This window comes from Mediterraneibacter catenae (assembly GCF_008691045.1).
Taxonomy (GTDB): domain Bacteria; phylum Bacillota; class Clostridia; order Lachnospirales; family Lachnospiraceae; genus Mediterraneibacter; species Mediterraneibacter ornithocaccae.
This window is the reverse complement of record NZ_VMSO01000007.1, coordinates 1-22,099: the sequence shown is the minus strand read 5'-3', so window position 1 is coordinate 22,099 and position 22,099 is coordinate 1. Positions and strand designations below refer to the sequence as shown.

Here is a 22,099-nt window from a genome sequence, read left to right as displayed (position 1 = left end):
CCGGCCGTCTTCTTTGTCAGCCGAAGTTAAGGTCCGCTTAATTCTGGGAATCATAACTGCCGGTATCTTCATCCGGAATCTCAAGTTCCGCACGGTTGGAACGGACAGTGTCATAGCATTCCTGAAGGGAATTGATCAGACCGTCATATTTTGTCGTGTAACTGTCAAGTGTATGACCTATGATGCTCTCCGCATTGGCAAGAAGGTCGTCTGTGTACTGGATCGCGCCGATACGGATAGCATTGGCGTCAGATGTGGCGTTGTCGATAATTTCCTGAGCTTGTGCTGTCGCCTGAGTTACAATCTCGTTCGCCTGCGCATATGCCTGCTGCATGATCTCATGTTCACTGACGAGCTCTGTCGTCTGTACCTGTGCATCCTCGATCATGGCCTCGGCTTTTGCCTTTGCGTCAGCAAGTATGGCGTCACGATTTGCGATAATCTTCTGATAACGCTTGATCTCATCTGGTGTCTTCATGCGGAGTTCTCTCAAAAGCTCGTCAAGATGCTCCTTATTGACAATGATCTTAGTCGTAGACAGCGGCTGGAATTTACAATCTCTGTCGATGTACTCCTCGATCTCTTCGATAATCTGCTCAATACGGCTGCTCATTTGTTACACTCTCCTTTTGTACTCATCTTTTTCCTAAGTTCCACAGCCACTGCTTCCGGCACAAACTGTGTAAGATCTCCCCCAAAAGCAGCGATTTCTTTTACTGTGGTGGAACTCAAATATGAATATTCAATACTGGTAGTCAAAAACATTGTCTCAACATTTGGTTCCAGTTTATGATTTGTCTGTGACATTTGCAATTCATATTCAAAATCCGTGATCGCACGCAGTCCTCTTATGATCAGATCTGCTTCCATCTTCGCAGCAAACTCAACGAGAAGCCCGTCGAAAGGAACGATCCGGATATTTTTGAGATCTTTTGTCACTTCATTTAACATTTTAACACGTTCTTCCACAGAAAACAACGGCATTTTCGCTTTATTACACAATACTCCGACAATCAGTTCATCTACGATTTTAGAGGATCTTTCGATGATGTCTCTATGCCCGTATGTGACCGGATCAAAACTGCCGGGATAAATTGCTCTTAACATATTTCTTCAACCCCCGCTCTCCCAATAAACACATGTTTATTCGTTTTGTAGATTTTCTCGCGTATGACAGAGAATCCCAGTTCTTCTGCATAAGAAAAATCCGTCTCCTTCGATGCTTCGACAATAATCGTGGTATCATCATATACAAGATCCGACCCGGACAGGTATTCAAGTACTTTTCTTTCCAGTTCACGGTTGTATGGCGGATCCATGAAAATAATGTCAAATATCTTTTCACCTTCAAGCCGGTACAGTGCGTTCATTACATCCGTCGTCATAGTGACAGCTTTTGGCTCAAGACGTGTAAACCGCAAGTTGTCTTTGATACACCGCATCGCTTTGGGATCGTTCTCGACAAATACAGCTTCTTTAGCGCCCCGGCTCAAAGCCTCGATACCGATTCCGCCGCTTCCGCTGAAAAGATCGAGAAAAATGCTGTCATACACTGTCGGACCGATGATGTTGAACAGTGTTTCCTTGATACGGTCAGTTGTCGGCCTGGTATCCAGACCATCCGGTGTCTTAAGTTTTAAACTTCTCGCGCTGCCGGCAATCACTCTCATAAAATGCCACCCCGTTTCCTGATATGGTGCATTTTAGCAGAAAAAAGCGTCCAGGTCAATCCCAGACGCTTTTCTCCTGTTTGAGGAAAATGCAGATGTTATTTGCCTGCCATCTGTTTTTCCTGCTGCTCGATCATTTTCTTGACCATATATCCGCCTACTGATCCGTTCTGCTTGGAAGTAAGGTCGCCGTTGTAACCGTCAGATAACGGTACCCCCAGCTCGTTGGCCACTTCGTACTTGAATTTGTCCAGAGCGCCTTTAGCTTCAGGCACTGCTGCTCTGTTAGATGAACGACTTGCCATGATCAATTTCCTCCTTTTGCATTTTCGTAACTTGACTTGGAAGTTACTCTCGTTTGTTTTGTAACATTTCAGACCGGCTGCATCTGTATGTAATCTGCCGCTTGTTTGCAGCCGGTTATCATACATCTGCTGTTCGGTGATTCGTGTTACATCAGTAGTATGTGGAGAATTCGATCTTTTAAACTGGAAATATTTCCTCTTTTATTTTTCTAAAGCTTCAATTATATACAGCTTTGAGTCAAAATCACAGCTCATCTTCTCTCCCGGCGCACTCTCTCCTGCAGATGCATCCGTGGTAATCAGGCCGCAGTTCATCAGCTCATCACCGTAGTGTGTATCTGTTCCGTTAATAAGGTATTTTGTGTCTGCATCCAAACCTTTTAAGTACATTCTCTCGAATGGCTGGTTTGCACCGTTTAGGATCTTGTACCTTCCGACGATAGCTTTCGTTCTATCTGTATTTACAACCATCCAGCCTGCCACATTGCTCTTAAACGGACTTTGCAGACGGTAGAAAGTTCCGTACTGGATAAGGCTGCGATTTTTTTTCATAAAGCAAATCTGCTTTTTTACCTCTTCTAATTCTTTGTCCGTCAGCTTGTTTAGATCGAGTTCGTAGCCAAAGGTCCCGAAATACGCAACATTTGCCCGTGTATAAAGCGGGGTAAAACGATTAAGCTGATGATTTGGAGTGATAGATACATGGCTTCCCATACAGCTTACCGGATAGCAATAGGATGTACCATACTGTATCTTCAGCCGTTCGACAGCATCTGTATCGTCGCTGGTCCACCCCTGAGGCGCATAATAAAGAAGGCCCGGGTCAAAGCGTCCTCCGCCGCTGGCGCAGGATTCGAAGAGAACCTGCGGGAAACTGCTTGTGAGTCTTTCATACAGATTGTAGACGCCAAGGATGTACCGGTGATACACTTCTCCCTGGCGGTCCGGCGAAAATGCCGCACTGTAACATTCCGTGATGCTCCGGTTCATGTCCCATTTGATGTAAGAGATTTTAGCCTCGGAGAGAAGCTTTGCCATCATCTCGTATATTCTGTCCACTACTTCCTCTCTTGAAAAATCCAGCACATACTGAAATCGTCCATGGGAAGTATTGCGCCCGGGAGTCTCAATGATCCAGTCAGGATGCTCGCGGTACAAGTTTGAATCTTTATTTATCATCTCAGGCTCGAACCAGAGCCCGAACATCATGCCCATCTCTTCGATCTTTTCGGAGAGCCCGGTGATCCCTGCTGGAAGTTTCTTTTCGTTTGCAAACCAGTCCCCCAGCCCGGCATGCTCATGGTTTCTCTGTCCGAACCAGCCGTCGTCGAGCACGAAGAGCTCTACGCCGCATTCTTTTGCCTTGCGCGCGATTGTCAGCAGTTTCTCCTCATCGAAATCAAAATAGGTAGCTTCCCAGTTATTGATGAGAATCGGACGCTCCCTGTCTCTCCAGTAACCTCTTGCAAGGCGCTTCTGATACAGGCGGTGGAACGTCTGGCTCAGACTGTTCATACCTTTGTCCGTGTATACTATGACAGCCTCTGGCGTCTGGAAGGTCTCCCCGGATGATAACTTCCAGTCGAAACCTGCCGGATGGATGCCCATTGTAAATCTTGTTGTATTATAAGAATCTACTTCCGCCTGCGCGAGAAAATTGCCGCTGTAGATCAAACTGAAACCGATAGCCTCACCTTGAAATTCATCTGCAGTCGGGCGTTTGAGGATCACAAAAGGATTGTGGTTGTGGGAGGAATGGCCTCGCATGCTTCCTACAGACTGGATACCGGCCTCCAGATGTCTTGTCTTCGGATAACGTTCTCTCGCCCATGCTCCGGAGAACTGTATCCATTCGTAATCACTGTCCGGAAGATCCATGCAGATGCTCATGGCAGTGGTCAGATGGACGTCGTCGGTGCTCTCATTGATAAATCGTGCACTCCGTGCAAGAATACCTCCTTTTTCAAAGATAGTATAGAGAAGTTCGAGACGTATCTGCGTAAGCGGATCTTTCAGGATAACTACGAGAGTCATCGCTTCTCTTTTATCTTCTGTATAGGTAGCAGGAAGCCCTTCCAGCTCCGGTTTTCCGCTCTCAATCCGGTAATCCTCAAAAAGGAATTCACAGATACGGCTCCCGTTCTTCTGAAGTATTTCTACTGCGGGAGAACGGAAATCAGTAGACCCAAACACGCCGTATTCCTGACGGATATGTTCCATGGAAAAAACTTTGTCAGCTTCGGAGATGCATGCAGTCATCGGTCGGGATCTCATTTCCAGAAGATAAGAATAATCCTCACGCTCATGGATCCTTGCTCCGAAATAAAGCTGTCCCATCTGTCTGTTCGGCAGGACTGTCATAATATAACTGATTTCATTGTTGTAAAGGTGGAATGTGTCTTTTTTGCTGTTTACGGAAATGTTCATGTGTGATTTCTCCTGTTCCTCTCTGTTTTCTTTACTGAATCTTATTATAGGAATCTTTTTGGAAAGGAACAGGTGGAAATGTAAGGAAAAACAGTCATTATGTACACTGCAATACACTGGCAGTGGATAGATGCATATATCAGAGTGTATCCAGCCGGTGCTGTCTTCTGCGCAGACTGTCACGGGTTTCTTCCCAGTCTGACTTCCGATATAAAGAAGGTGTCTTTCCTGTTTTTTTCTTGAACAGTTTGGAGAATACAAGGGGATCACTATAACCGCAGGATTGAGCTACTCCTTCTATGGACAGGTCGGTGACCGTCAGGAGTTCTTCTGCTCGTGTGATCCGGTAATTGACGAGATATTCCTGGGGAGACTGATTCAGATTTTTGGTAAACAGTGTATGGAGATATCCGCGGCTGATGCCCACATAGTCAGAAATATCAGATACACGGATTCCATAATGGTAATTGTTCTGGATATATTCAAGCGCTTCGCGTACATAAATGTTCTCTGTCTCTTCGCGGGAGATTTTCTCGCCATCTATACTTCCGGAGAGTACGGCGAAGAAAGAATAGAGAAAACTCTCCCTGTAAAAGTCGTTTTCAACCGTATATGTGTTCTTCTTCAGAATATTAATCAGCATATTCTTGAGCTTTCCTGTCTCGCCGCATCGAAACGTCCCGCTTCCGTTTCCCAGACCGATATCTCTTAAGTACTCCCCGGCACGGCTTCCGCCAAATCCCACCCACAGATAAGTCCACGGATCGTTCTTGTCCGCCTGATAAAACGTCTGTACTTCGGGTTCGATCAGAAAGCCCTGACCTGCCGCGAGCTCGTATGTGGCATCTCCGGTCTGGAAACGTCCATGTCCGTCGAGAATAAGATGAATCAGATAGTTTGGACGGACTGCAGGACCGAAACTGTGAAGAGACTCGCATTTAGCATAGCCGCAGTAACACAGATAAAATTCTGAGAACTTTCTGTTTTTAAGTTGAAGGACATATGAATTTTCCATGAGTATTGCTTTCCTCCTGAAAGAGAAATTTTCTATGTGAATGTTTATAATGTTGTCTCAAGCATGATTTCACTGATTTTTCGGTCGATATAGTGCTTCAGCCCGCTGTTTTCCTTAGCGGACAATTCAGGATCCGCTGAGAGGAGTTCCCCTGCGTCATTACTTGCGCTCTGGAGCAGCTTCGCATCCTGGAAAACATCTGCGATTTTAAAGTCCAGGATGCCGCTCTGGCGGATACCGAACAAATCCCCCGGCCCCCGCAGCCTGAGGTCTTCACCGGCAATAAAGAAGCCGTCGTTGGAATGATTCAGTATATCGAGCCGCTCTTTTGTCTCGTCGGATTTGGACGCAGACATAAAGATGCAGTAGGATTGATACCTGCCTCTGCCGACACGTCCTCTAAGCTGATGAAGCTGCGCAAGGCCAAATCTCTCTGCATTCTCAATCATTATGACGGTGGCATTGGGTACGTCGATTCCTACTTCGATTACCGTGGTAGATACGAGGATCTGGATCTCATTTCGTCCGAAAGCTTCCATGATCTCGTCTTTCTCCTGCTGCTTCATTTTTCCGTGGAGATGGCCGACGCGAATGTTTTCGCCCATTTCTTCGGAAAACATGCGGGAATAATCCTGAACATTTTCAGCCTCAAGACTCTCGCTCTCTTCCACCATGGGACAGATGACATAACACTGCCTGCCGCTTAATACCTGTTTCTTCATGAAACGATAGGCTGTTTCTCTGTAGCTGGTATCTACTACGCAGTTTTTTATGGGAAGACGGTTTTTCGGCAGCTCATCTATTACAGAGATATCAAGATCCCCGTACAGTATGATCGCAAGTGTTCTGGGAATAGGCGTGGCACTCATAACAAGAATGTGAGGCATATACCCTTTGCCGGCAAGGGATTCCCTCTGTTTTACACCAAAGCGGTGCTGTTCATCAGTGACTACGAGTGCAAGATCATGATAGACTACCTTATTCTGGATCAGTGCATGGGTACCTATGATGATCGCAGCCTCTCCGGAGCGTATCCTATCATACGCCTCGCGCTTCTGTTTTGCAGTCATCGATCCGGTGAGCAGTTCTGCCCTCAGAGACAGCCGGTAGCGTTCCAGCATCTCGGAGATATTCTCGTAATGCTGCTTCGCAAGTACTTCGGTAGGGGCCATTAAAGCCCCCTGATATCCGTTGAGCCCGGCGAGGAGCAGGCCGAGGAATGCAACAATCGTCTTTCCCGATCCCACATCCCCCTGTACAAGGCGTGACATGACATGATTACTCTGCATATCTCTCTTAATCTCTCCCCATACTTTCATCTGGGCATCGGTCAGGTCGTACGGCAGTGTTTCCAGAAACTGATCGATTTCCGGACGATCCTCCAGTTTAAAATGATTTTCAGCACGGTTTTCACTCGATTTCATACGCCGCAGGGAGAGGATGAATACCAGAAACTCCTCATAAACGAATCGTTCTCTGGCACGGATAAATGCATCTTTATCCTCTGGAAAATGCATTCGTCTGACCGCCTCACTGTAAGGGAGAAACCCATATTTCTCTGCGAGACCGGCGGGAAGGATGTCTAAGGAGTCATCCACTGCTTCAAGTGACTGACGGACTGCTTTTATCACTGTATTATTTGTCAGACCGGCTGTCAGCGGATAGACCGGCTGCATGGAATAACGCTTCTCATCATACTTCGATGCCGGATAGAATATTTCCGGGTGCTCCATTACAAGCCGGTCTCTTTTCCGTACCACCCGCCCGCGCAGTATGAGCGTTCCGCCTTTCCCAAGTGTGGTCCTGAGAAAAGGCATACGGAACCAGAGCACTTTGATCGTACCGGTCAGATCCTTTAGATTCAGTGTGGTAATCTGCATTGAACGGTTTACTGATACGGCGATGCGTCCGAATACACTGCCGGCGATCGTATTGATCTTCCCTTCTTCTACTTCGCTGATGGGAACCGGATCCTCATATATTTCAAATCCACGAGGATAATACCTGATCAGATCCTCGACCCGGTAGATCCCCATCCGATGAAACAGATTTTCTGTCTTTTCACCGATACCCTTTAGAGTTCCTATACTTGATCTGCTTTTCATACAATTGCTCCGTTATCTGTTCTGAAATAATAAGGAATTACTCCGTCCATTCGCTAAACAGGGCGTTCTTCCCGTCGGAAGAACGCCCCGGTCGATTGCGATTATATCAACATTAATTTACTCTACAGAAAGCACATAATAATAGATTGGCTGACCGCCCATATGGACATCTATATCGATATCCGGATAAATATCTTCTAATGCCTGTGTGAATTTCTCTGCATCTTCCGCCTGGATGTCTTGTCCGTAATAAAGGCTGATCAATTCCGAATCTTCATCCACAAGCTGGGCAAGCATGTCTTTTGTCGTATCTTCTACAGACTGACCGACCGAAAGGATTCCCTGATCGCCGATACCCATGATATCTCCTTCATGGATCACCTTGTCATCGATTTTTGTATCGCGTACAGCGTAAGTTACCTGTCCTGTTTTTACATTTTTGACAGCATCCTGCATGGCCTCGAGGTTTGTATCTACATCAGCCTCGGGCATGTAACTGATCACTGCAGTAATTCCCTGTGGAACAGTCTTTGTCGGAATTACGATGATATCCTTGTCCTTTGTCAAAGTCTGTGCCTGATTTGCCGCAAGGATGATATTTTTGTTATTCGGCAGTATGAAGATGTGATCTGCGTTGACCTCATCGATTGCAGTGAGCATATCATCCGTGCTTGGATTCATAGTCTGACCGCCCTCAATGATATAGTCTACACCGAGTTCCCGAAAGATTTCGTTCATCCCGTCGCCGATGGAAACTGCGATGAACCCTACCGGTTTTCTTGGTTCCTTTTTCTTTTTGAGTTCGGCAGCTTCAGCCTGCTGCACAGCTACTTTCTCGGCATCACGGATCAGTTTTTCCTGATGCTCCTCGCGCATGTTGTCGATCTTCATGCGTGAGAGTTGTCCGTACGTCAGAGCTTTCTGGATCGCAAGTCCCGGATCGTTTGTATGAACATGAATCTTTACAATGTCATCGTCTGCCACGCAGACAATGGAATCACCGATAGATTCAAGATAGGCTTTGAATTCTGTCTCATCCTTAGCGGTGAACGGTTTTTCCGTCATTATAATAAATTCAGTGCAATAGCCGAATTTAATATCTGCTTCAGCCTGCTGATCCGGTTTCACCATCTTTGTGCCTGGCACTGTTTCGATTGACGTATAGTCGATTTCTTTACCCAGAAATGCATCATATGCGCCGCGGATCACTTCAAGAAGACCCTGTCCGCCTGAATCTACAACGCCTGCTTCTTTAAGTACGGGCAAAAGCTCCGGAGTCTCTTCCAGTACCTGCTCTGCATGACTGATCACCTCAGGAAGAAATACTTCCAGATCATCTGTCGTTTCGGCAAGTTCTGCGGCTTTCTGGGAGATGCCTTTCGCAACAGTGAGGATCGTACCTTCTTTAGGTTTCATGACAGCCTTATAAGCCGTCGCAGTTGCGCGGTCGCATGCTTTGGCAAGAATGATCGTATCGATTTCTTTATACTCCCTGATTTCCTTTGTAAATCCACGGAGAAGCTGCGAAAGGATAACCCCCGAATTTCCTCTGGCGCCTCTCAATGAACCTGATGATATTGCTTTTGCCATAGAGACCATATCCGGGTCTTCAAGTGCCTGTACCTCTTTAGCCGCAGACATGATCGTGAGCGTCATATTTGTACCGGTATCCCCGTCAGGCACAGGGAACACGTTCAGTTCATTGATGAATTCCTTCTTAGCTTCCAGATTCGCTGCTCCTGCAAGGAACATCTTCCGGAGCATCTCCGTATTTATCGTTTTAACAGCCACGACAATATCCTCCTTAATCTATCACTCTCACACCTTCTACGAAGATGTTGATCTTTTCTACCGTCATACCGGTGAATTCTTCAACCTTATATTTTACATTGCTCATAAGATTGTCAGAAACAGAAAGGATATTCACGCCATACGAAACAATGACATGAAAATTCAGGGTGAGGGCGTTGTCATCTGAGATTTCAACCTGAATCCCGTGCGTCAGGCTGTCCTTTTTTAAAAGGCGGACAAGACCGTCTTTCATATTTACCGCTGCCATACCGACGATTCCGAAACATTCAACCGCTACGGAACCTGCGTACTTGGCGATCACTTCAGGGTTGACCGTGATGATTCCCAGATCAGTGCTCATACTTCCTTTCATCAATGTATACCTCCAGTTTTCTAATGGATTTTTGCCATAAATAACATGATTATTATACTATCACTTCATTAAATTTACAATATACATTCGATTTTTTTAAAAAATACTTGCAATGCCAAATCGTTTCTGCTAGAATATCATTGTTATGAGTCTAAATGACCAGTTCAGATTGTTAGGAGGTGCAGTCATGGCTAAATGTGCTATTTGTGAAAAGGGTGCTCATTTTGGTAACAATGTAAGCCACTCTCATAGAAAAACACCAAAAATGTGGAAATCAAATGTAAAATCTGTCAGAGTTAAGACAGAAGGCGGATCTAAAAAAATGTATGTTTGTACATCCTGTCTGAAGTCCGGACGCGTTGAGCGTGCTTAATCAGACATCGATCCTTTTGAATGACACGGAATAACCCCGGAACTGTAAAGAAGCAGATCCGGGGTTTTTTTAGCAGCAAAACAGGCGGTAACCAAGTACGAGAAAAAGAATCGTCAATATAACGCCCCAAACGAGATTCGGAAGCAGCATCATGATAAACATCCCTATTGCTGTCCAGAATAAAGCAAAACCACATACTTTTTTCATGTCGTCACTTCCGAATAAATCTCTTTACTTATCTTATGACGTGAGCTGCAAAAATATTCGATATATTATTTGTTTTCATCGTCTGAATCGAGGATGTCCATTACATCTTTTTCCGTCATCCGGTCTTCCTTGCCGGCTGTAAAACGATCGATCACATCAGGAACCATATCAAGGATTTTTGTAATAGTATCCTGATTTTTAATATTTACAAGCCTTGTTTTTCCGTCCTGGATCACGATCACGGCACTGGGGGTCATCCGGCCTCCGATGCCTCCCATACCCTTCTCCTTTTTGTCTCCGGAAAAAGCGCCTGCGCCGATACCGAAAGAAACATCTACCAGAGGAAGGATGATCGTCCCGCCTATGTGGATCGCATCGCCTACAACAGTCTTTGACGATACTACACCGTCCATTCCTCTGAACAGAGATTCCAGTGTTGATTTGAAATTATTCTTTTCTTCAGCCATTTTTTTATCCTCCTCGCATGACCTTTTATAAATCTGTCTAAAGAATCAGTTATATATTCTATAATTTAAATCTGCGTATATGGCGGTATGTGGTTCTGACGTTTTTATCCCAGAGCATATTCCAGGCAAAAATCAGAGCATACAGCATACGAATCTTTCCTTTTACAAATATACTGCCTTTCAATACTTTGTGTTCGAAATCAGGCCTGATCTGTGCATACTCTCCGATCAGCGGATAGATCATACTGATGCCGGCAAGTGTGTAGCCGGTGTATGCCGGATCGGTAAAACCGAATTCCAGATCCACAGAAGCTTCTGACGGCCGGAGAAAGTGGAACAGACGGCGTATTTCCCTCACCAGACGTGAAAATGCACTTTTGTGTACTTCATTTTGAAGAAAGGCCGAGAGTCGTTCTTTCTTCTTTACCAACGATTTTATCTTATCACAGATTTTTCGGAAAGTATATTTTATCTTTTCCGGAATTTTCTTTAATCTTTCATAAAACGCAGTTATTTTTTCTTTGAGCGTCTTTCGGTCGGAAAACCTGCGCTTTTTGCTCCCCTTCCGCTGATTCTGTCCGGATTTCGGTTTTTCCTTATGGGAGGGGGGTTCGTCAGTTAGATTAATTTCTTTATCAGTCTTTATTTTCCGGATTTCTCTGCCTGTGCTGGAGGGGGCTTCCGGGCGGACGGCGGCAGCAGGCTGTTCTTGCGTCGGCTGTCCGGAATGTTCTGAATGTTCCGGACGCTCTGACTTTTCCCGTCGTTCCGGGGGGCTCTCTGCCCGAACATCCTCTTCGCTTCCGAATTTCTTCCACGCTGCCCGGATGTGCCATGTAAATGTTCCGTCTTCGTAAGATACATGGCCCGATATAAGATGCATCAGCCAGTGGAAACGGATACTCCCCCTGATACTTTCCGGGCTGTTGTCCGCAGAGAACTCTGCTCTGTAGACAAAAGGAGCCAGGAGGAAGACAGCTGTCAGCAGCAGGAGCAGAGCCAGTATTCCAAGGATCAGAAATCCGATTAATTTTAGAATAAACAAAATAATATGTAACATGTGAACTACTGCCCTGCCTTTACATATTGTTCCTGACGCTCCAGAATATATTTTCTGAGGTCGGTCATTCCTGTTACAGTATATACTTCTTCCGTAATATCCCTGACCATTGCCAGAGCTTCATCATATCCGTCGGCGATTCCGACAACAAAGAGATCCGCATGGGCGAATACATGCTGTCTGAGGAGAATGCCGGAGAAAAATTCAAGCTGGTTCTGACTGCCCTGAGACAGTGCCACCACATAGACCTGCGGCTGAACTCTGTTTGCTCTCAGCTTTCTGATTATTCTTGCCTTTTTCTTCTGCCAGCATTCACTGACATACAGATCACAGTAAAATTCCATCTGCATAAGTCTTCTTCTTCCACGATATGGTAATTAATTATAATAAGAGTCGAGGATCGTACCGGCGATAGAGACTGCTCTTCCGCCGACGCTTCCATCGGATCCTTCTGTGATCACGGTGATGACCAGTTCCGGATTATCTACATTTGTAAAGCCTGTAAACCAGGAATGTGTCATGTCACTGCTTTCAGAACTGTACTCAGCTGTACCGGTCTTGCCGGCTACTGTGTACGAACGTCCCGCAAGTACGGATCCTGTTCCTTCGTTCACGACAGCGGCCATATATTCTTTGAGCTGAGAAGCCTCAGCAGAAGTCATGAGCCGCGCATAGCTCTTGGGAACATTCCTTCGAACTTCAGTGCCGGTATAATTTGTGACCGAATCTACAAGATAAGGCTCCATCAGTGTGCCTCCGTTGGCGATCGCCTGTGTGATCAGCGCCATCTGATAAGGGCTGACTGTTGTCCTGCCCTGCCCCATTGCAGTCATCATGATTTCAGATGTGGGCGACTCTTCGTCCAGCACAAAAGAACCTTTTGTATAATCGAGTACGCTCGGCAGCTGGGAATTAAACAGGAGATCCTTCGCAGTATCTCTGTAGCCTTCAATATCAAGCTGAAGTCCGAGATTGGCAAAGGAAGAATTACAAGAGTTCGCAAAAGAGCTCCTCAGATCCTCATGCCCGTGTACATTGCCGCCCGCACACGGGATCGTCGTATTATCTACAGTGATCGATCCGGCACAGTCATATGAATAATCGCTATAATTACTGTACTGTCTTATGTAAGCCAGTGTCGTGACGATCTTAAATACAGAGCCGGGGGCATAGGAACCGCTGGTGGCACGGTTGAGCAGCGGACTGTTCGTCTCATCAGTATTGAGTGTTTCCCAGTTTGACGCAATCTGATTTGGGTCGAAATCAGGCTTTGATACCATGGCAAGGATTTTGCCTGTATCAGCTTCCATGACAATAACAGCCCCTTTAAAATTTCCAAGTGCATCGCTTGCCGCCTGCTGAAGATCAGCATCCAGGGTAGTCACAACAGTATCGCCCTGATTTTTTGTGCCGTCAAATTCATTTTGAATCTTTTCGACAAAGAACGCATTTGATGTGAGCAGTTCAAAGTTTTCGACAGACTCAAGACCGGTCCTGCCTAGCTGCGGATCATTGTATCCGATAACATGTGCAAAGAGCGATCCGTACGGGTAATATCTTGTTTCGGTTCCGTCGTCGGCTACTTGCGTCTCTGCAAGGATATTGCCGTTCCGGTCCGTGATGCTGCCCCGAACAACGTTTTTTGCAAATGATTCCTGCCGTTGATTATAAGGGCTGTTGACGAAAGTATTCGCCCTCGCTACAGTAAAATAAACAAGATATCCCATGAGCGCTATGAACAGGATCACAAAGAAATAAGTGATCCATGCAAATTCTCTATTTCGAGTGTGTTCTTTGCTTTTTACGTGTCCGCTGTTTGGGGACTTCCTCGAATTTCGGCCCGCTCTTCGGTGTTTTTCTGGTCTTTCGAGGCGCTGTTCTTCCCAAGCCATCTGCTGCCTTCCTTTCTTTTTTTAGTTTTTCTTCTTCATCTTCGCGAAGAATATACAGTCCCTGGATGATGCCGAACATGATCATGGTGCTCAGCATTGAACTGCCTCCGTAGCTTACAAACGGCAGTGTCATGCCGGTCGAAGGGATGAATTTGGTCACTCCGCCGATCTGGAGAAATACCTGAAAGATGTAACAAGTACCGAGACCGAGAGCAACATATTTGTAAAAAGTATTGTGAATCTCCATTGCTATATTAAGAAACATGACATAACAGCTTACACATATCAAGATAATACAGAGTGAAAAGATCACACCCATTTCCTCAGTGATCGCTGAAAATATAAAATCTGTCTCTGCAACAGGGATCGTATCCGGCTGCCCCTGGAAAAGACCTGTCCCGAACCAGCTCCCTGTGCCAATTGCAAACAGAGACTGAGCTACCTGATAACCGCTGCCACTGTATGTTCCGATCGGATCCTGCCAAGCCTCTACCCTGACCTTGATATGGCTGAACAGATGATATCCTGCAACAGCGGCAAGCACTCCGGCTCCAAGCCCGGCAACTGCGTAAAGTGGCTGTCTTGTTGCTACGTAAAGCATGACCAGATATACCACGAAAAAGATCAGTGCGGCTCCGAGATCAGTAGAGAGCACAAGAATCAGTACGTGAGCGGCGGCAACAGCAGTTGTTACTACAATATTCTTAAATTCTTTCGATTTGTTCAGGCTTGCCGCTACATAAAATACAAACAGAATCTTGACAAATTCAGAGGGCTGTATATTAAGTCCTGCGATCTCGAATCCTAGATTGGCCCCGCCTGATTTGGGGGCAAACAGTGCTACGGCAAGCAGCGCTGCGCCGCCGACAGCGGCATAAATATATGTCCAGCTGTCAAGAAATGTGAGCTTCCGGATCAGGACGGGGACGATCAGCCCAAATGTGATTCCAAGTACTACGAAAATAAGCTGGCGGATTGCCGTACCATACGGAGAGCCGTTGTCTGCTGAAAGTCGGGTGATCATGACCATCCCGACGGTAATAAGCATGCACATATTGTTAATGACAAGCCGCGACACATTGGGATAGATCAGATTGTACAAAAGTATAATGGCGAGTGATACGACTGCGAGAGCCATATACAAAAACAGGATCCGCATGTCTTCCGTCGCCAGATACATTGTACCGAATGCTGCAATCTGCAACAGGAAAAGAAGTACATCCTGACGGATCAGTACTCTTTTCTCTTCATCCTCGTAATTCCGTGTAAAGATGGAAAAACAGGAAAATGTATATGCTGCCATAAGGACAATGATAATGTATTTTGACAGTTGAATTATAATGTTTACCATATTATCACCAAATTATTAATATCTTCTGCGTTTCCTCAGAGAATGCCTCTCCTGAAATGCCCTTCAGTATACCTGCTCTGCAGATATTCCTCTTCCGGCTGATCCGCTTTTGCCGTGCTGCAGAAGGCGGATTCCATCATCTTCAGGACTTCCGCGGTCTCTCCGGCAGCCTCTGTAGTGAAACGGATTCTCAGATAGCGCGGATTCATAAGTCTGATTTCAGGGGCCTCCCCTGCGAGACAGAGCGGACGGTCATTGTGGATCACGTTATAGCAGGAATCGCAGTATGCCTTTACTGGATAGATGCTGCCACAGCGGTCTGTAATTCCGGAAAGCCCGTAATCTCTCCGACATCTGCCGGATGTCTTGAAAAGGCACTGTGCGGAGACCATTACGGGAGCACGTCCGTATATTTCCAGCTCGCAGTCGCTTAGGCCGAGACAGGCAAGTTCTTCACTGTTTAATTCCAGAGGAGCCGTGAATTCCGAGACTCCGAGTTTGTTCCAGAATCTTTTTGCGTATCTGTTAAACACATATAGATTATGGTCCAGAATTATCTTTTTGTCAAATCCACGCTTTTTGAGAAACTGGAATTCTTCCAAATTCCTGATCAGAACGCCGTCTGCATGGATGCTTTCAGACCCGTTCAGAATGTGTTCCATATTTGCGTATTCACTGCTGCGAAAAATGTGCGGCAATGCGGAGATGATCTCAACCTTTTTCTCTTTGATCCTGTGAAACAGATCAGAGATCTCCGCACCATTTTCCCTGCCAGCTGCAGCAAGTATATCGGTTCCGGCATAAAGCCGGACCGGAGGTATTTCAGTCCGCGCGATCCAGTCGGCCACCGCTTTGAGCTGTACGGGAGTTTCGGCATATACAGAAAGACGAACTGCCACGGATTCTGAACCGACGGAGTTATTGTGTACTGTATTCTCTTTTGGTTTCTGAGGCTCTGTCCCTGGAGTCCGTTCATAGCGGGAAAGAATCTTTTCTTTCAGCATGTCCATTGCACTGCGCCGTAATAGATTGAGCTGCTGAACCGGAAGAAAGATATTCTCATCCATTTCGATATCAAGATGATCAAAATAAAATTCGGAATTCCCGGTTTTCTTTATCTGCGCACAGATGCGCGCACTGTCCATCGGACGATTCTGCGCTGCCTGCACAGGCTCATGGGAAATAGTCCGGCAGGATATTCCTCCGGAAGTTACCTGCAGAACGGCGGGACTTCCAATCCTGAGCGTCAGCTCTCCAGTCATTGACCTTTGCAGTTTCTTCCCGATAATATGATCGTCTATAAACTTCAGAAGCGATTCATTCCGGATACGGTTCAATATCATGCCTTTTTGCAGCCGGATATGCTTGCGGACAAGGAATGTGATCGTCCCGCCCTTTTTTACTGCACTTCCGAGAGTATAATTATCCTTGCCGCCGGTGATCTCTATGACATCTCCGGTATTCAGGTCTGTAAGGACTGCAGCATGTACTTCTCTGCCCTTTTGATACTGCACTTTAAGAGCCGGAACTCCTGCGTGGTTCGGCCGTTCGAGAGACATCATCTCCCGCCCGTTACGTGTCTTGTAATAGCCGGAGGATGATCCGCCACGGTTGTAGAGATCCATGAGCATCTGCCGGTCTTCAGGGAGGACATGGAATCCTTTACGCCCGTATTTCAAATACATATCTGTGTACTTGCGGTACAGTGATGTGACACCGGCCACATATTCCGGCTTTTTCATTCGTCCCTCAATCTTGAATGAGTCGATCCCGGCTTCGATCAGATCGGGAATGATCTCGAGGGTGCAGATATCTTTCGGACTTAAAAAATATTTTTTATCTCCATTGAAAGTATAGGGCAGCCTGCACGGCTGGGCGCACTGGCCTCTGTTGCCGCTCCGGCCCCCGATCATGCTGCTTAGGAGGCACTGCCCTGAATAACAATAACAGAGAGCACCGTGCACGAAGCACTCGATCTCCAGGTCTGTCTGTGCACGGATTTCACGGATCTCTTTCAGAGACAGTTCTCTTGCCGGAACAACACGCGTTATTCCCTGCGCTTCAGCAAATTCTGAGCCGCAGGATCCGGTGATTGTCATTTGTGTGCTGGCATGTATATCAAGTCCGGGAAAATATGTATTTATATATTCTAAAACTCCCGTGTCCTGTACAATAACCGCATCAAGGCCGTTCTCATAAAAAGGCGCAAGATAACCGTATAAATCGTCGATTTCACTCTCTTTAAGCAGTGTATTCACAGTAAGATAGATTTTCCGGCCGTAAAAATGAGCCTCGCGGATCGCCTGTATCAGTTCTTCTTCCGTAAAGTTATCCGCATAGGCTCTTGCACCGAATTTGGCCCCTCCGACATAGACCGCGTCGGCACCGGCCTTCAGAGCTGCCTCAAAAGCGGGATAGGAACCGGCCGGTGAAAGTATTTCGATCTTTCTTTCCGTCATATTTCAAATAAAATCCTTTGCTTTCTATAAAAAATACTCTTATTTAATGAAACAGGCTGTCGATTAGGACAGCCTTATTAGTTACCTTCTACGGTTCTTCATCTCAGTTTCAAGTTTGACGATCTGCATCTGCAGATCATTGTTTTCATCTTTGATCTTTGCCAGTTCTTTCTCGGCATTTTCCAACTTGATCTGTGCAGAGATCAGCTCGTGTTTCAGATCGTACATCTCTTTATCTTTCAGTTCGATATCGTTCTCAAGGGAGTCCCCCTGTTTTTTTGCCTTAAAATAATCATCTGCAATGTTCAGGGCGAGAAGTACATTTCTGGTGTCAGCGCTCTGTTTCCTGTATCCCTCACTATTCGCACACTCTGTTATCTTGTGATTCAGATAGGAAGATACTTTCTGCAGATATTCTTCGCCTTCAAATCCACTGAGAGTATATACCTTTCCCCCGATCAATACTTCTGTAAAATGTTTTGCTGAACTCATAACATCCTCCTCGCGTTTCATACAGTTTATTATAAACTATTTACCAGTAAAAACCAACTGTTTTTTCGAGAAATAAGGGACTGTTAGAACTGTTACGACGCAGCTGCGGTTCAGTCTCCCTCAAAAGTCATCGGAATTCCGAGATGCCGGTAAGCAAGTTCTGTCACCACTCTTCCACGCGGAGTGCGCTGTATAAAGCCGTTTTTCAGCAGGTATGGCTCGTATACGTCCTCCAGGGTGCCTGCATCCTCGGAAATCGCCGCAGCCAGTGTATCTAGACCTACCGGTCCTCCCTGAAATTTTTCAATCATAGTCAGCAGGATACTCCGGTCGATATGATCCAGCCCATATTTGTCAACATCAAGGAGATCCAATGCATAATCAGCTACTTTTTTAGTAATCCTGCCGTCGTATTTTACCTGGGCAAAATCCCGAACGCGTTTTAGAAGACGGTTTGCAAGCCTCGGAGTTCCTCTGGAACGCCTTGCAAGTTCCAGAGCTCCGTCCTCCTCAATCTCCACATCAAGTACGGATGCAGAACGGAGAATGATCGTTTTGAGTTCTTCATCCGTATAGAATTCGAGACGGTTTACAACACCGAATCTGTCTCTTAAAGGCGCTGTCAGCATCCCGGCACGGGTGGTAGCGCCTACAAGTGTAAATTGGGGAAGATTAAGGCGGATTGATCTTGCTCCCGCACCTTTCCCGATCATAATGTCGATAGCGTAGTCTTCCATAGCCGGGTATAAAACTTCTTCTACCTGACGGTTCAGACGGTGGATCTCATCTACAAAAAGTACGTCATGTTCCTGCAGACTGTTCAGAATGGCTGCCATCTCCCCCGGTTTCTCAATGGCAGGACCTGACGTAACTTTCATATGAACGCCCATCTCATTGGCGATGATGCCGGCAAGTGTCGTCTTTCCAAGCCCGGGTGGTCCGTAGAAAAGAACATGGTCAAGCGCTTCTCCACGTGCTTTTGCGGCTTCAATGTATACTGATAAAGTCTGTTTGGCTTTTTCCTGTCCGATATAATCTGTCAGACGCTGGGGACGCAGCTCTCCTTCAAGCCGGATATCTTCTTCAAGATTTTCTGTTGTAATGATTCGTTTTCCCATGATAATCTATATAATCCTCTTCTCTAACGCTGATGATCTGTCTGTATATGCCGGGATATACTGCCATAGTATATCATTTTGAAAACAGCTAGAAAAGATATTTCAGGGCTTCTTTCAGTATATCTTCGACTGTCTGACAGTCCGGCGAAGTCTTCTTGACTGCACGGAGACTTTCTGCGTTTCCATATCCCAGAGCTGTAAGCGCCTGTACAGCTTCCGCCTGCATGCTGCTCTCTGCGGCTCCGGATGTAACCTGGACTGTATCGTTTCCATGTGCCGCATGATCCAGCACGGTTTCGATATCTACTTTATCACGGAGCTCAAGTATCAGCTTTTCAGCCGTTTTCTTGCCGATGCCGGGAGCCGCGGATATGGCCTTGGCATCCCCTGACATGATGGCAAACCGAAGATCGTCGGGTGTCATGCACGACAATATATTCAGACCACCTTTCGGTCCGATTCCGCTCACTCCGATGACAAGTTTGAAAATCTCCAGATCATCTTTCGTAAGAAAACCGAACAGCTGCATAGCATCTTCTTTAACGTTTAGATATGTGTAGAGCTTTACTTCACTTCCCGGCGATGGCAGCATGGATAATGCCTGCTGAGGCATAAATACTCCATATCCTACTCCTCCTACGTCTACGACTGCCTTGTCCGGCTCAACTGACGCAAGCTCTCCTCTGACATATGAAATCATCTATTTTCTTCCTTTACTGTAGTTTTAAATTCCAGGCTGCGGATTCTTTTCAGTACCTCTCCGGCCACTATACCAATTACAGCCCCGGTCAATAGTCCTGAAATAAGAAGTACGGGCAGATAGTATCCGACCTGATAAGTCTCAACGATGACCATTGCTACGATAAGCTGACCGACATTATGGCTCACCCCGCCGGCCATGCTTACGCCGGCGACACTGAATCTGCCCGTTCTTACCAGAAACGCCATGACCGCCAGACTTAAAATGCCGCCTGCAAGACTATATATGATACTGAATAAATTTCCGAAAATAAATCCTGCAAGCACGATCCTGACGACAGACAACAGGAGTGCCTCCTTCCAGTCTGTCTTATATAGAACGATCACGATGACCAGGTTCGCAAGCCCCAGTTTGATTCCCGGAGCACCGAACTGGATCGGGATCAGTGTTTCTACATAGCTGAAAATTAATGCAAGGGCTGTCAGTACACCGAAATATGCCGCTCTGCTCCTCAATTTAAACATCAGTCCTCTCTATTGTGCGATCCCGTCGAGTTCATTTGCCTCGGAACTTTCTACCGATACAACGACCTTATTGGGAAGACAGATGATACTCTCCCCGTCTCTTTCGACTGCCCTGTGATTTACACAGACCTGATCCGGGCAGTCTGCCCATTCCATGCGTGCCTCGCCGCCCTCTATTATCAGACGGTTGGTATCGTTGATCTCGACGGTCTGATCTTCGGAGAGATCATAGGTGCCGAAGCTTTCTCCGTCCACTGTCACTTCTACTCTGTGTTCCCCGTCACTCTGACTGAAAAACTGAAATGCCAGGATAGCTGCTGCTATAAGTATAATGGCTGCTGCAAGTATCAGATCATTTTTCTTCATAAAACAGTACCTCTGGTTAACTATAGTTAACTCTTCACCTAAGATATCATAGCACACCGACTTTTATTATGCAATCACATGTTCGATTGTTGTGCTACGGACGAAAATCCGATATAATAGCGGATAGGCCGAAATCCGGCAAAAGAATACGTACAATATGTAAAAGAAAAATATACGGGAAGACTGCAGAAAGGAAGACACAAGTGGAACTGAAAATAACTTTAATGCACGGAATACCATTTCGCAGGAAGACGGCATGTATGGCGGCAGTATGTATATTATTTACTGCCGCGCTTACCGGCTGTTCAACGCCGCCGAAAAGCGAATCTCTTACAATGAACGGAATGTATTTTGATACAGTTGTCCAGATTGAAGCCTGGGGAGCAAGTCAGGAGATTATGGATCACTGCAGGCAGATGTGTGAAGAATACGAACAGATACTCAGCGCTACGATAGATACAAGTGAGATCTCAGAGATTAACCATGCAAAGGGACAACCAGTAACCGTCTCTGACGAAACAGCCGAGCTGATCGTAAAGGGAATCGAGTACGGTGATCTCTCCGGCGGACTCTTTGATATAACGATCGAGCCGGCATCGAGCTTATGGAACTTCACTGACAATCCGGAAGGTGAACTTCCTGATGAGGATGCACTGGCGGAGGCTGTCAGCCATATCGATTACCGCTGTATACAGGTAGAAGGGAACACTGTGACACTTACTGATCCCGAGGCACAGATCGATCTCGGAGGTATTGCAAAGGGATATATTGCAGACCGCCTGAAAGAATATCTTGAAAGCCAGGGAATCGAACATGCACTGATCGATCTGGGAGGAAATATGCTGACTCTTGGCGGAAGGTATGACGGAAGTGATTTCAGGATCGGACTGCAGGAGCCGTTTGCCGATACAGGAACTGTCATTGCAGCGGTGACTGTAAATGACCAGTCTGTCGTGACATCCGGGGATTATGAGAGATATTTCGAAAAAGACGGTGTGATATACCATCATATCCTTGATCCTGATACCGGTTATCCGATACAGAACGATCTGGATCAGGTGACGATCATCTCCGATGAATCCGTGGACGGAGATGCACTGAGCACTACTTGTTTCGCCCTTGGATTAGAAGACGGACTGGAACTGATCCAAAGCCTGGATGGTATAGAAGCCGTGTTTGTGACAAAAGACGGGGAAATTCATACAAGCAGTGATGAAATTGAACTGGAGCTGATGGAATAAATTTCGGATTTATCGTACAGGCTCATAATTGAAAAACAGCACAAAGCAGATTAATACAGCACAGACAATTCACGTATCCACGGACGGAGGAAGATTGATTCCGGCTCCGGTTACAGAATATAACAGGAACTAGCAAAGCAGGACGAGTGCTAAATACAAATCA

Annotated in this window: 22 protein-coding genes; 2 read left to right on the top strand and 20 right to left on the bottom strand. The window is 46.2% G+C overall.

The features are described from left to right. Positions 1-37 precede the first annotated feature (37 nt). The 9 genes from FNY66_RS06895 to FNY66_RS06855 all read right to left on the bottom strand — a co-directional run bounded on the left by FNY66_RS06895 (position 38) and on the right by FNY66_RS06855 (position 9,686). Positions 38-613: an ATPase gene (locus FNY66_RS06895; protein WP_087150432.1), complete on the bottom strand. Its 576-nt coding sequence runs from the start codon at positions 611-613 to the stop codon at positions 38-40. Further along, positions 610-1,107, bottom strand: coding sequence for a pantetheine-phosphate adenylyltransferase (coaD, locus tag FNY66_RS06890; protein ID WP_087150431.1), 498 nt, complete (start codon positions 1,105-1,107; stop codon positions 610-612). Before coaD ends, FNY66_RS06895 begins: the two co-directional genes overlap by 4 nt. After that, the gene (gene rsmD / locus FNY66_RS06885) at positions 1,101-1,670 is read right to left on the bottom strand and encodes a 16S rRNA (guanine(966)-N(2))-methyltransferase RsmD (RefSeq protein ID WP_150310672.1); all 570 of its coding nucleotides are present in this window, start codon (positions 1,668-1,670) and stop codon (positions 1,101-1,103) included. Before rsmD ends, coaD begins: the two co-directional genes overlap by 7 nt. 98 nt (positions 1,671-1,768) lie before the next feature. Continuing rightward, positions 1,769-1,975, bottom strand: coding sequence for an alpha/beta-type small acid-soluble spore protein (locus FNY66_RS06880; protein ID WP_087150429.1), 207 nt, complete (start codon positions 1,973-1,975; stop codon positions 1,769-1,771). A 201-nt stretch (positions 1,976-2,176) separates the two neighbouring features. Continuing rightward, positions 2,177-4,402, bottom strand: a complete 2,226-nt coding sequence (locus FNY66_RS06875; protein ID WP_150310671.1) for an alpha-galactosidase — start codon at positions 4,400-4,402, stop codon at positions 2,177-2,179. A 139-nt stretch (positions 4,403-4,541) separates the two neighbouring features. After that, positions 4,542-5,417 carry an AraC family transcriptional regulator gene (locus tag FNY66_RS06870; RefSeq protein ID WP_150310670.1) on the bottom strand — a complete coding sequence of 292 codons (876 nt, stop codon included), beginning with the start codon at positions 5,415-5,417 and terminating at the stop codon, positions 4,542-4,544. Positions 5,418-5,461: 44 nt separating this feature from the next. Further along, positions 5,462-7,522, bottom strand: coding sequence for an ATP-dependent DNA helicase RecG (gene recG, locus FNY66_RS06865; protein ID WP_150310669.1), 2,061 nt, complete (start codon positions 7,520-7,522; stop codon positions 5,462-5,464). A 117-nt stretch (positions 7,523-7,639) separates the two neighbouring features. Beyond that, positions 7,640-9,313 (bottom strand): DAK2 domain-containing protein, encoded by a 1,674-nt coding sequence (locus FNY66_RS06860; RefSeq protein WP_150310668.1) that lies wholly within the window; start codon positions 9,311-9,313, stop codon positions 7,640-7,642. A 13-nt stretch (positions 9,314-9,326) separates the two neighbouring features. Further along, the gene (locus FNY66_RS06855; RefSeq protein ID WP_087150424.1) at positions 9,327-9,686 is read right to left on the bottom strand and encodes an Asp23/Gls24 family envelope stress response protein; all 360 of its coding nucleotides are present in this window, start codon (positions 9,684-9,686) and stop codon (positions 9,327-9,329) included. 187 nt (positions 9,687-9,873) lie between these two features. On the opposite strand from FNY66_RS06855, the gene rpmB reads away from it, so the two are divergent. Next, positions 9,874-10,059 (top strand): 50S ribosomal protein L28, encoded by a 186-nt coding sequence (rpmB, locus tag FNY66_RS06850; RefSeq protein ID WP_009320597.1) that lies wholly within the window; start codon positions 9,874-9,876, stop codon positions 10,057-10,059. Between the two features lie 272 nt (positions 10,060-10,331). On the opposite strand, the gene FNY66_RS06845 is transcribed toward rpmB, so the two are convergent. From FNY66_RS06845 to FNY66_RS06795, 11 genes are all read right to left on the bottom strand, one after another. Beyond that, entirely contained in the window at positions 10,332-10,733 is a 402-nt protein-coding gene (locus FNY66_RS06845; RefSeq protein WP_087150423.1) for a GerW family sporulation protein, read from the bottom strand. A gap of 58 nt (positions 10,734-10,791) precedes the next feature. Beyond that, positions 10,792-11,793 (bottom strand): DUF2953 domain-containing protein, encoded by a 1,002-nt coding sequence (locus FNY66_RS06840; RefSeq protein WP_150310667.1) that lies wholly within the window; start codon positions 11,791-11,793, stop codon positions 10,792-10,794. A 5-nt stretch (positions 11,794-11,798) separates the two neighbouring features. Beyond that, positions 11,799-12,143 carry a hypothetical protein gene (locus tag FNY66_RS06835; RefSeq protein WP_150310666.1) on the bottom strand — a complete coding sequence of 115 codons (345 nt, stop codon included), beginning with the start codon at positions 12,141-12,143 and terminating at the stop codon, positions 11,799-11,801. A gap of 27 nt (positions 12,144-12,170) precedes the next feature. Continuing rightward, positions 12,171-13,520: a peptidoglycan D,D-transpeptidase FtsI family protein gene (locus FNY66_RS06830; protein WP_150310746.1), complete on the bottom strand. Its 1,350-nt coding sequence runs from the start codon at positions 13,518-13,520 to the stop codon at positions 12,171-12,173. 49 nt (positions 13,521-13,569) lie between these two features. Then, positions 13,570-15,036: an FtsW/RodA/SpoVE family cell cycle protein gene (locus FNY66_RS06825; RefSeq protein ID WP_150310665.1), complete on the bottom strand. Its 1,467-nt coding sequence runs from the start codon at positions 15,034-15,036 to the stop codon at positions 13,570-13,572. A 35-nt stretch (positions 15,037-15,071) separates the two neighbouring features. Next, on the bottom strand, positions 15,072-17,495 hold the full coding sequence (locus FNY66_RS06820) for a U32 family peptidase (RefSeq protein WP_150310664.1): 2,424 nt from the start codon (positions 17,493-17,495) through the stop codon (positions 15,072-15,074). Between the two features lie 81 nt (positions 17,496-17,576). Next, positions 17,577-17,987: a cell division protein ZapA gene (gene zapA, locus FNY66_RS06815; RefSeq protein ID WP_087150418.1), complete on the bottom strand. Its 411-nt coding sequence runs from the start codon at positions 17,985-17,987 to the stop codon at positions 17,577-17,579. A 110-nt stretch (positions 17,988-18,097) separates the two neighbouring features. Beyond that, entirely contained in the window at positions 18,098-19,105 is a 1,008-nt protein-coding gene (gene ruvB, locus FNY66_RS06810) for a Holliday junction branch migration DNA helicase RuvB (protein ID WP_150310663.1), read from the bottom strand. An 88-nt stretch (positions 19,106-19,193) separates the two neighbouring features. Then, entirely contained in the window at positions 19,194-19,805 is a 612-nt protein-coding gene (ruvA, locus tag FNY66_RS06805; protein WP_150310662.1) for a Holliday junction branch migration protein RuvA, read from the bottom strand. Continuing rightward, the gene (locus FNY66_RS06800) at positions 19,802-20,329 is read right to left on the bottom strand and encodes a Gx transporter family protein (RefSeq protein WP_330581293.1); all 528 of its coding nucleotides are present in this window, start codon (positions 20,327-20,329) and stop codon (positions 19,802-19,804) included. The genes ruvA and FNY66_RS06800 overlap by 4 nt, the downstream gene beginning before the upstream one ends. Positions 20,330-20,338: 9 nt before the next feature. Further along, positions 20,339-20,695: a NusG domain II-containing protein gene (locus tag FNY66_RS06795; RefSeq protein WP_087150415.1), complete on the bottom strand. Its 357-nt coding sequence runs from the start codon at positions 20,693-20,695 to the stop codon at positions 20,339-20,341. A gap of 260 nt (positions 20,696-20,955) precedes the next feature. Between FNY66_RS06795 and FNY66_RS06790 the strand changes: the two genes are divergently transcribed. Continuing rightward, positions 20,956-21,936: an FAD:protein FMN transferase gene (locus tag FNY66_RS06790; protein WP_087150414.1), complete on the top strand. Its 981-nt coding sequence runs from the start codon at positions 20,956-20,958 to the stop codon at positions 21,934-21,936. Positions 21,937-22,099 lie beyond the last annotated feature (163 nt).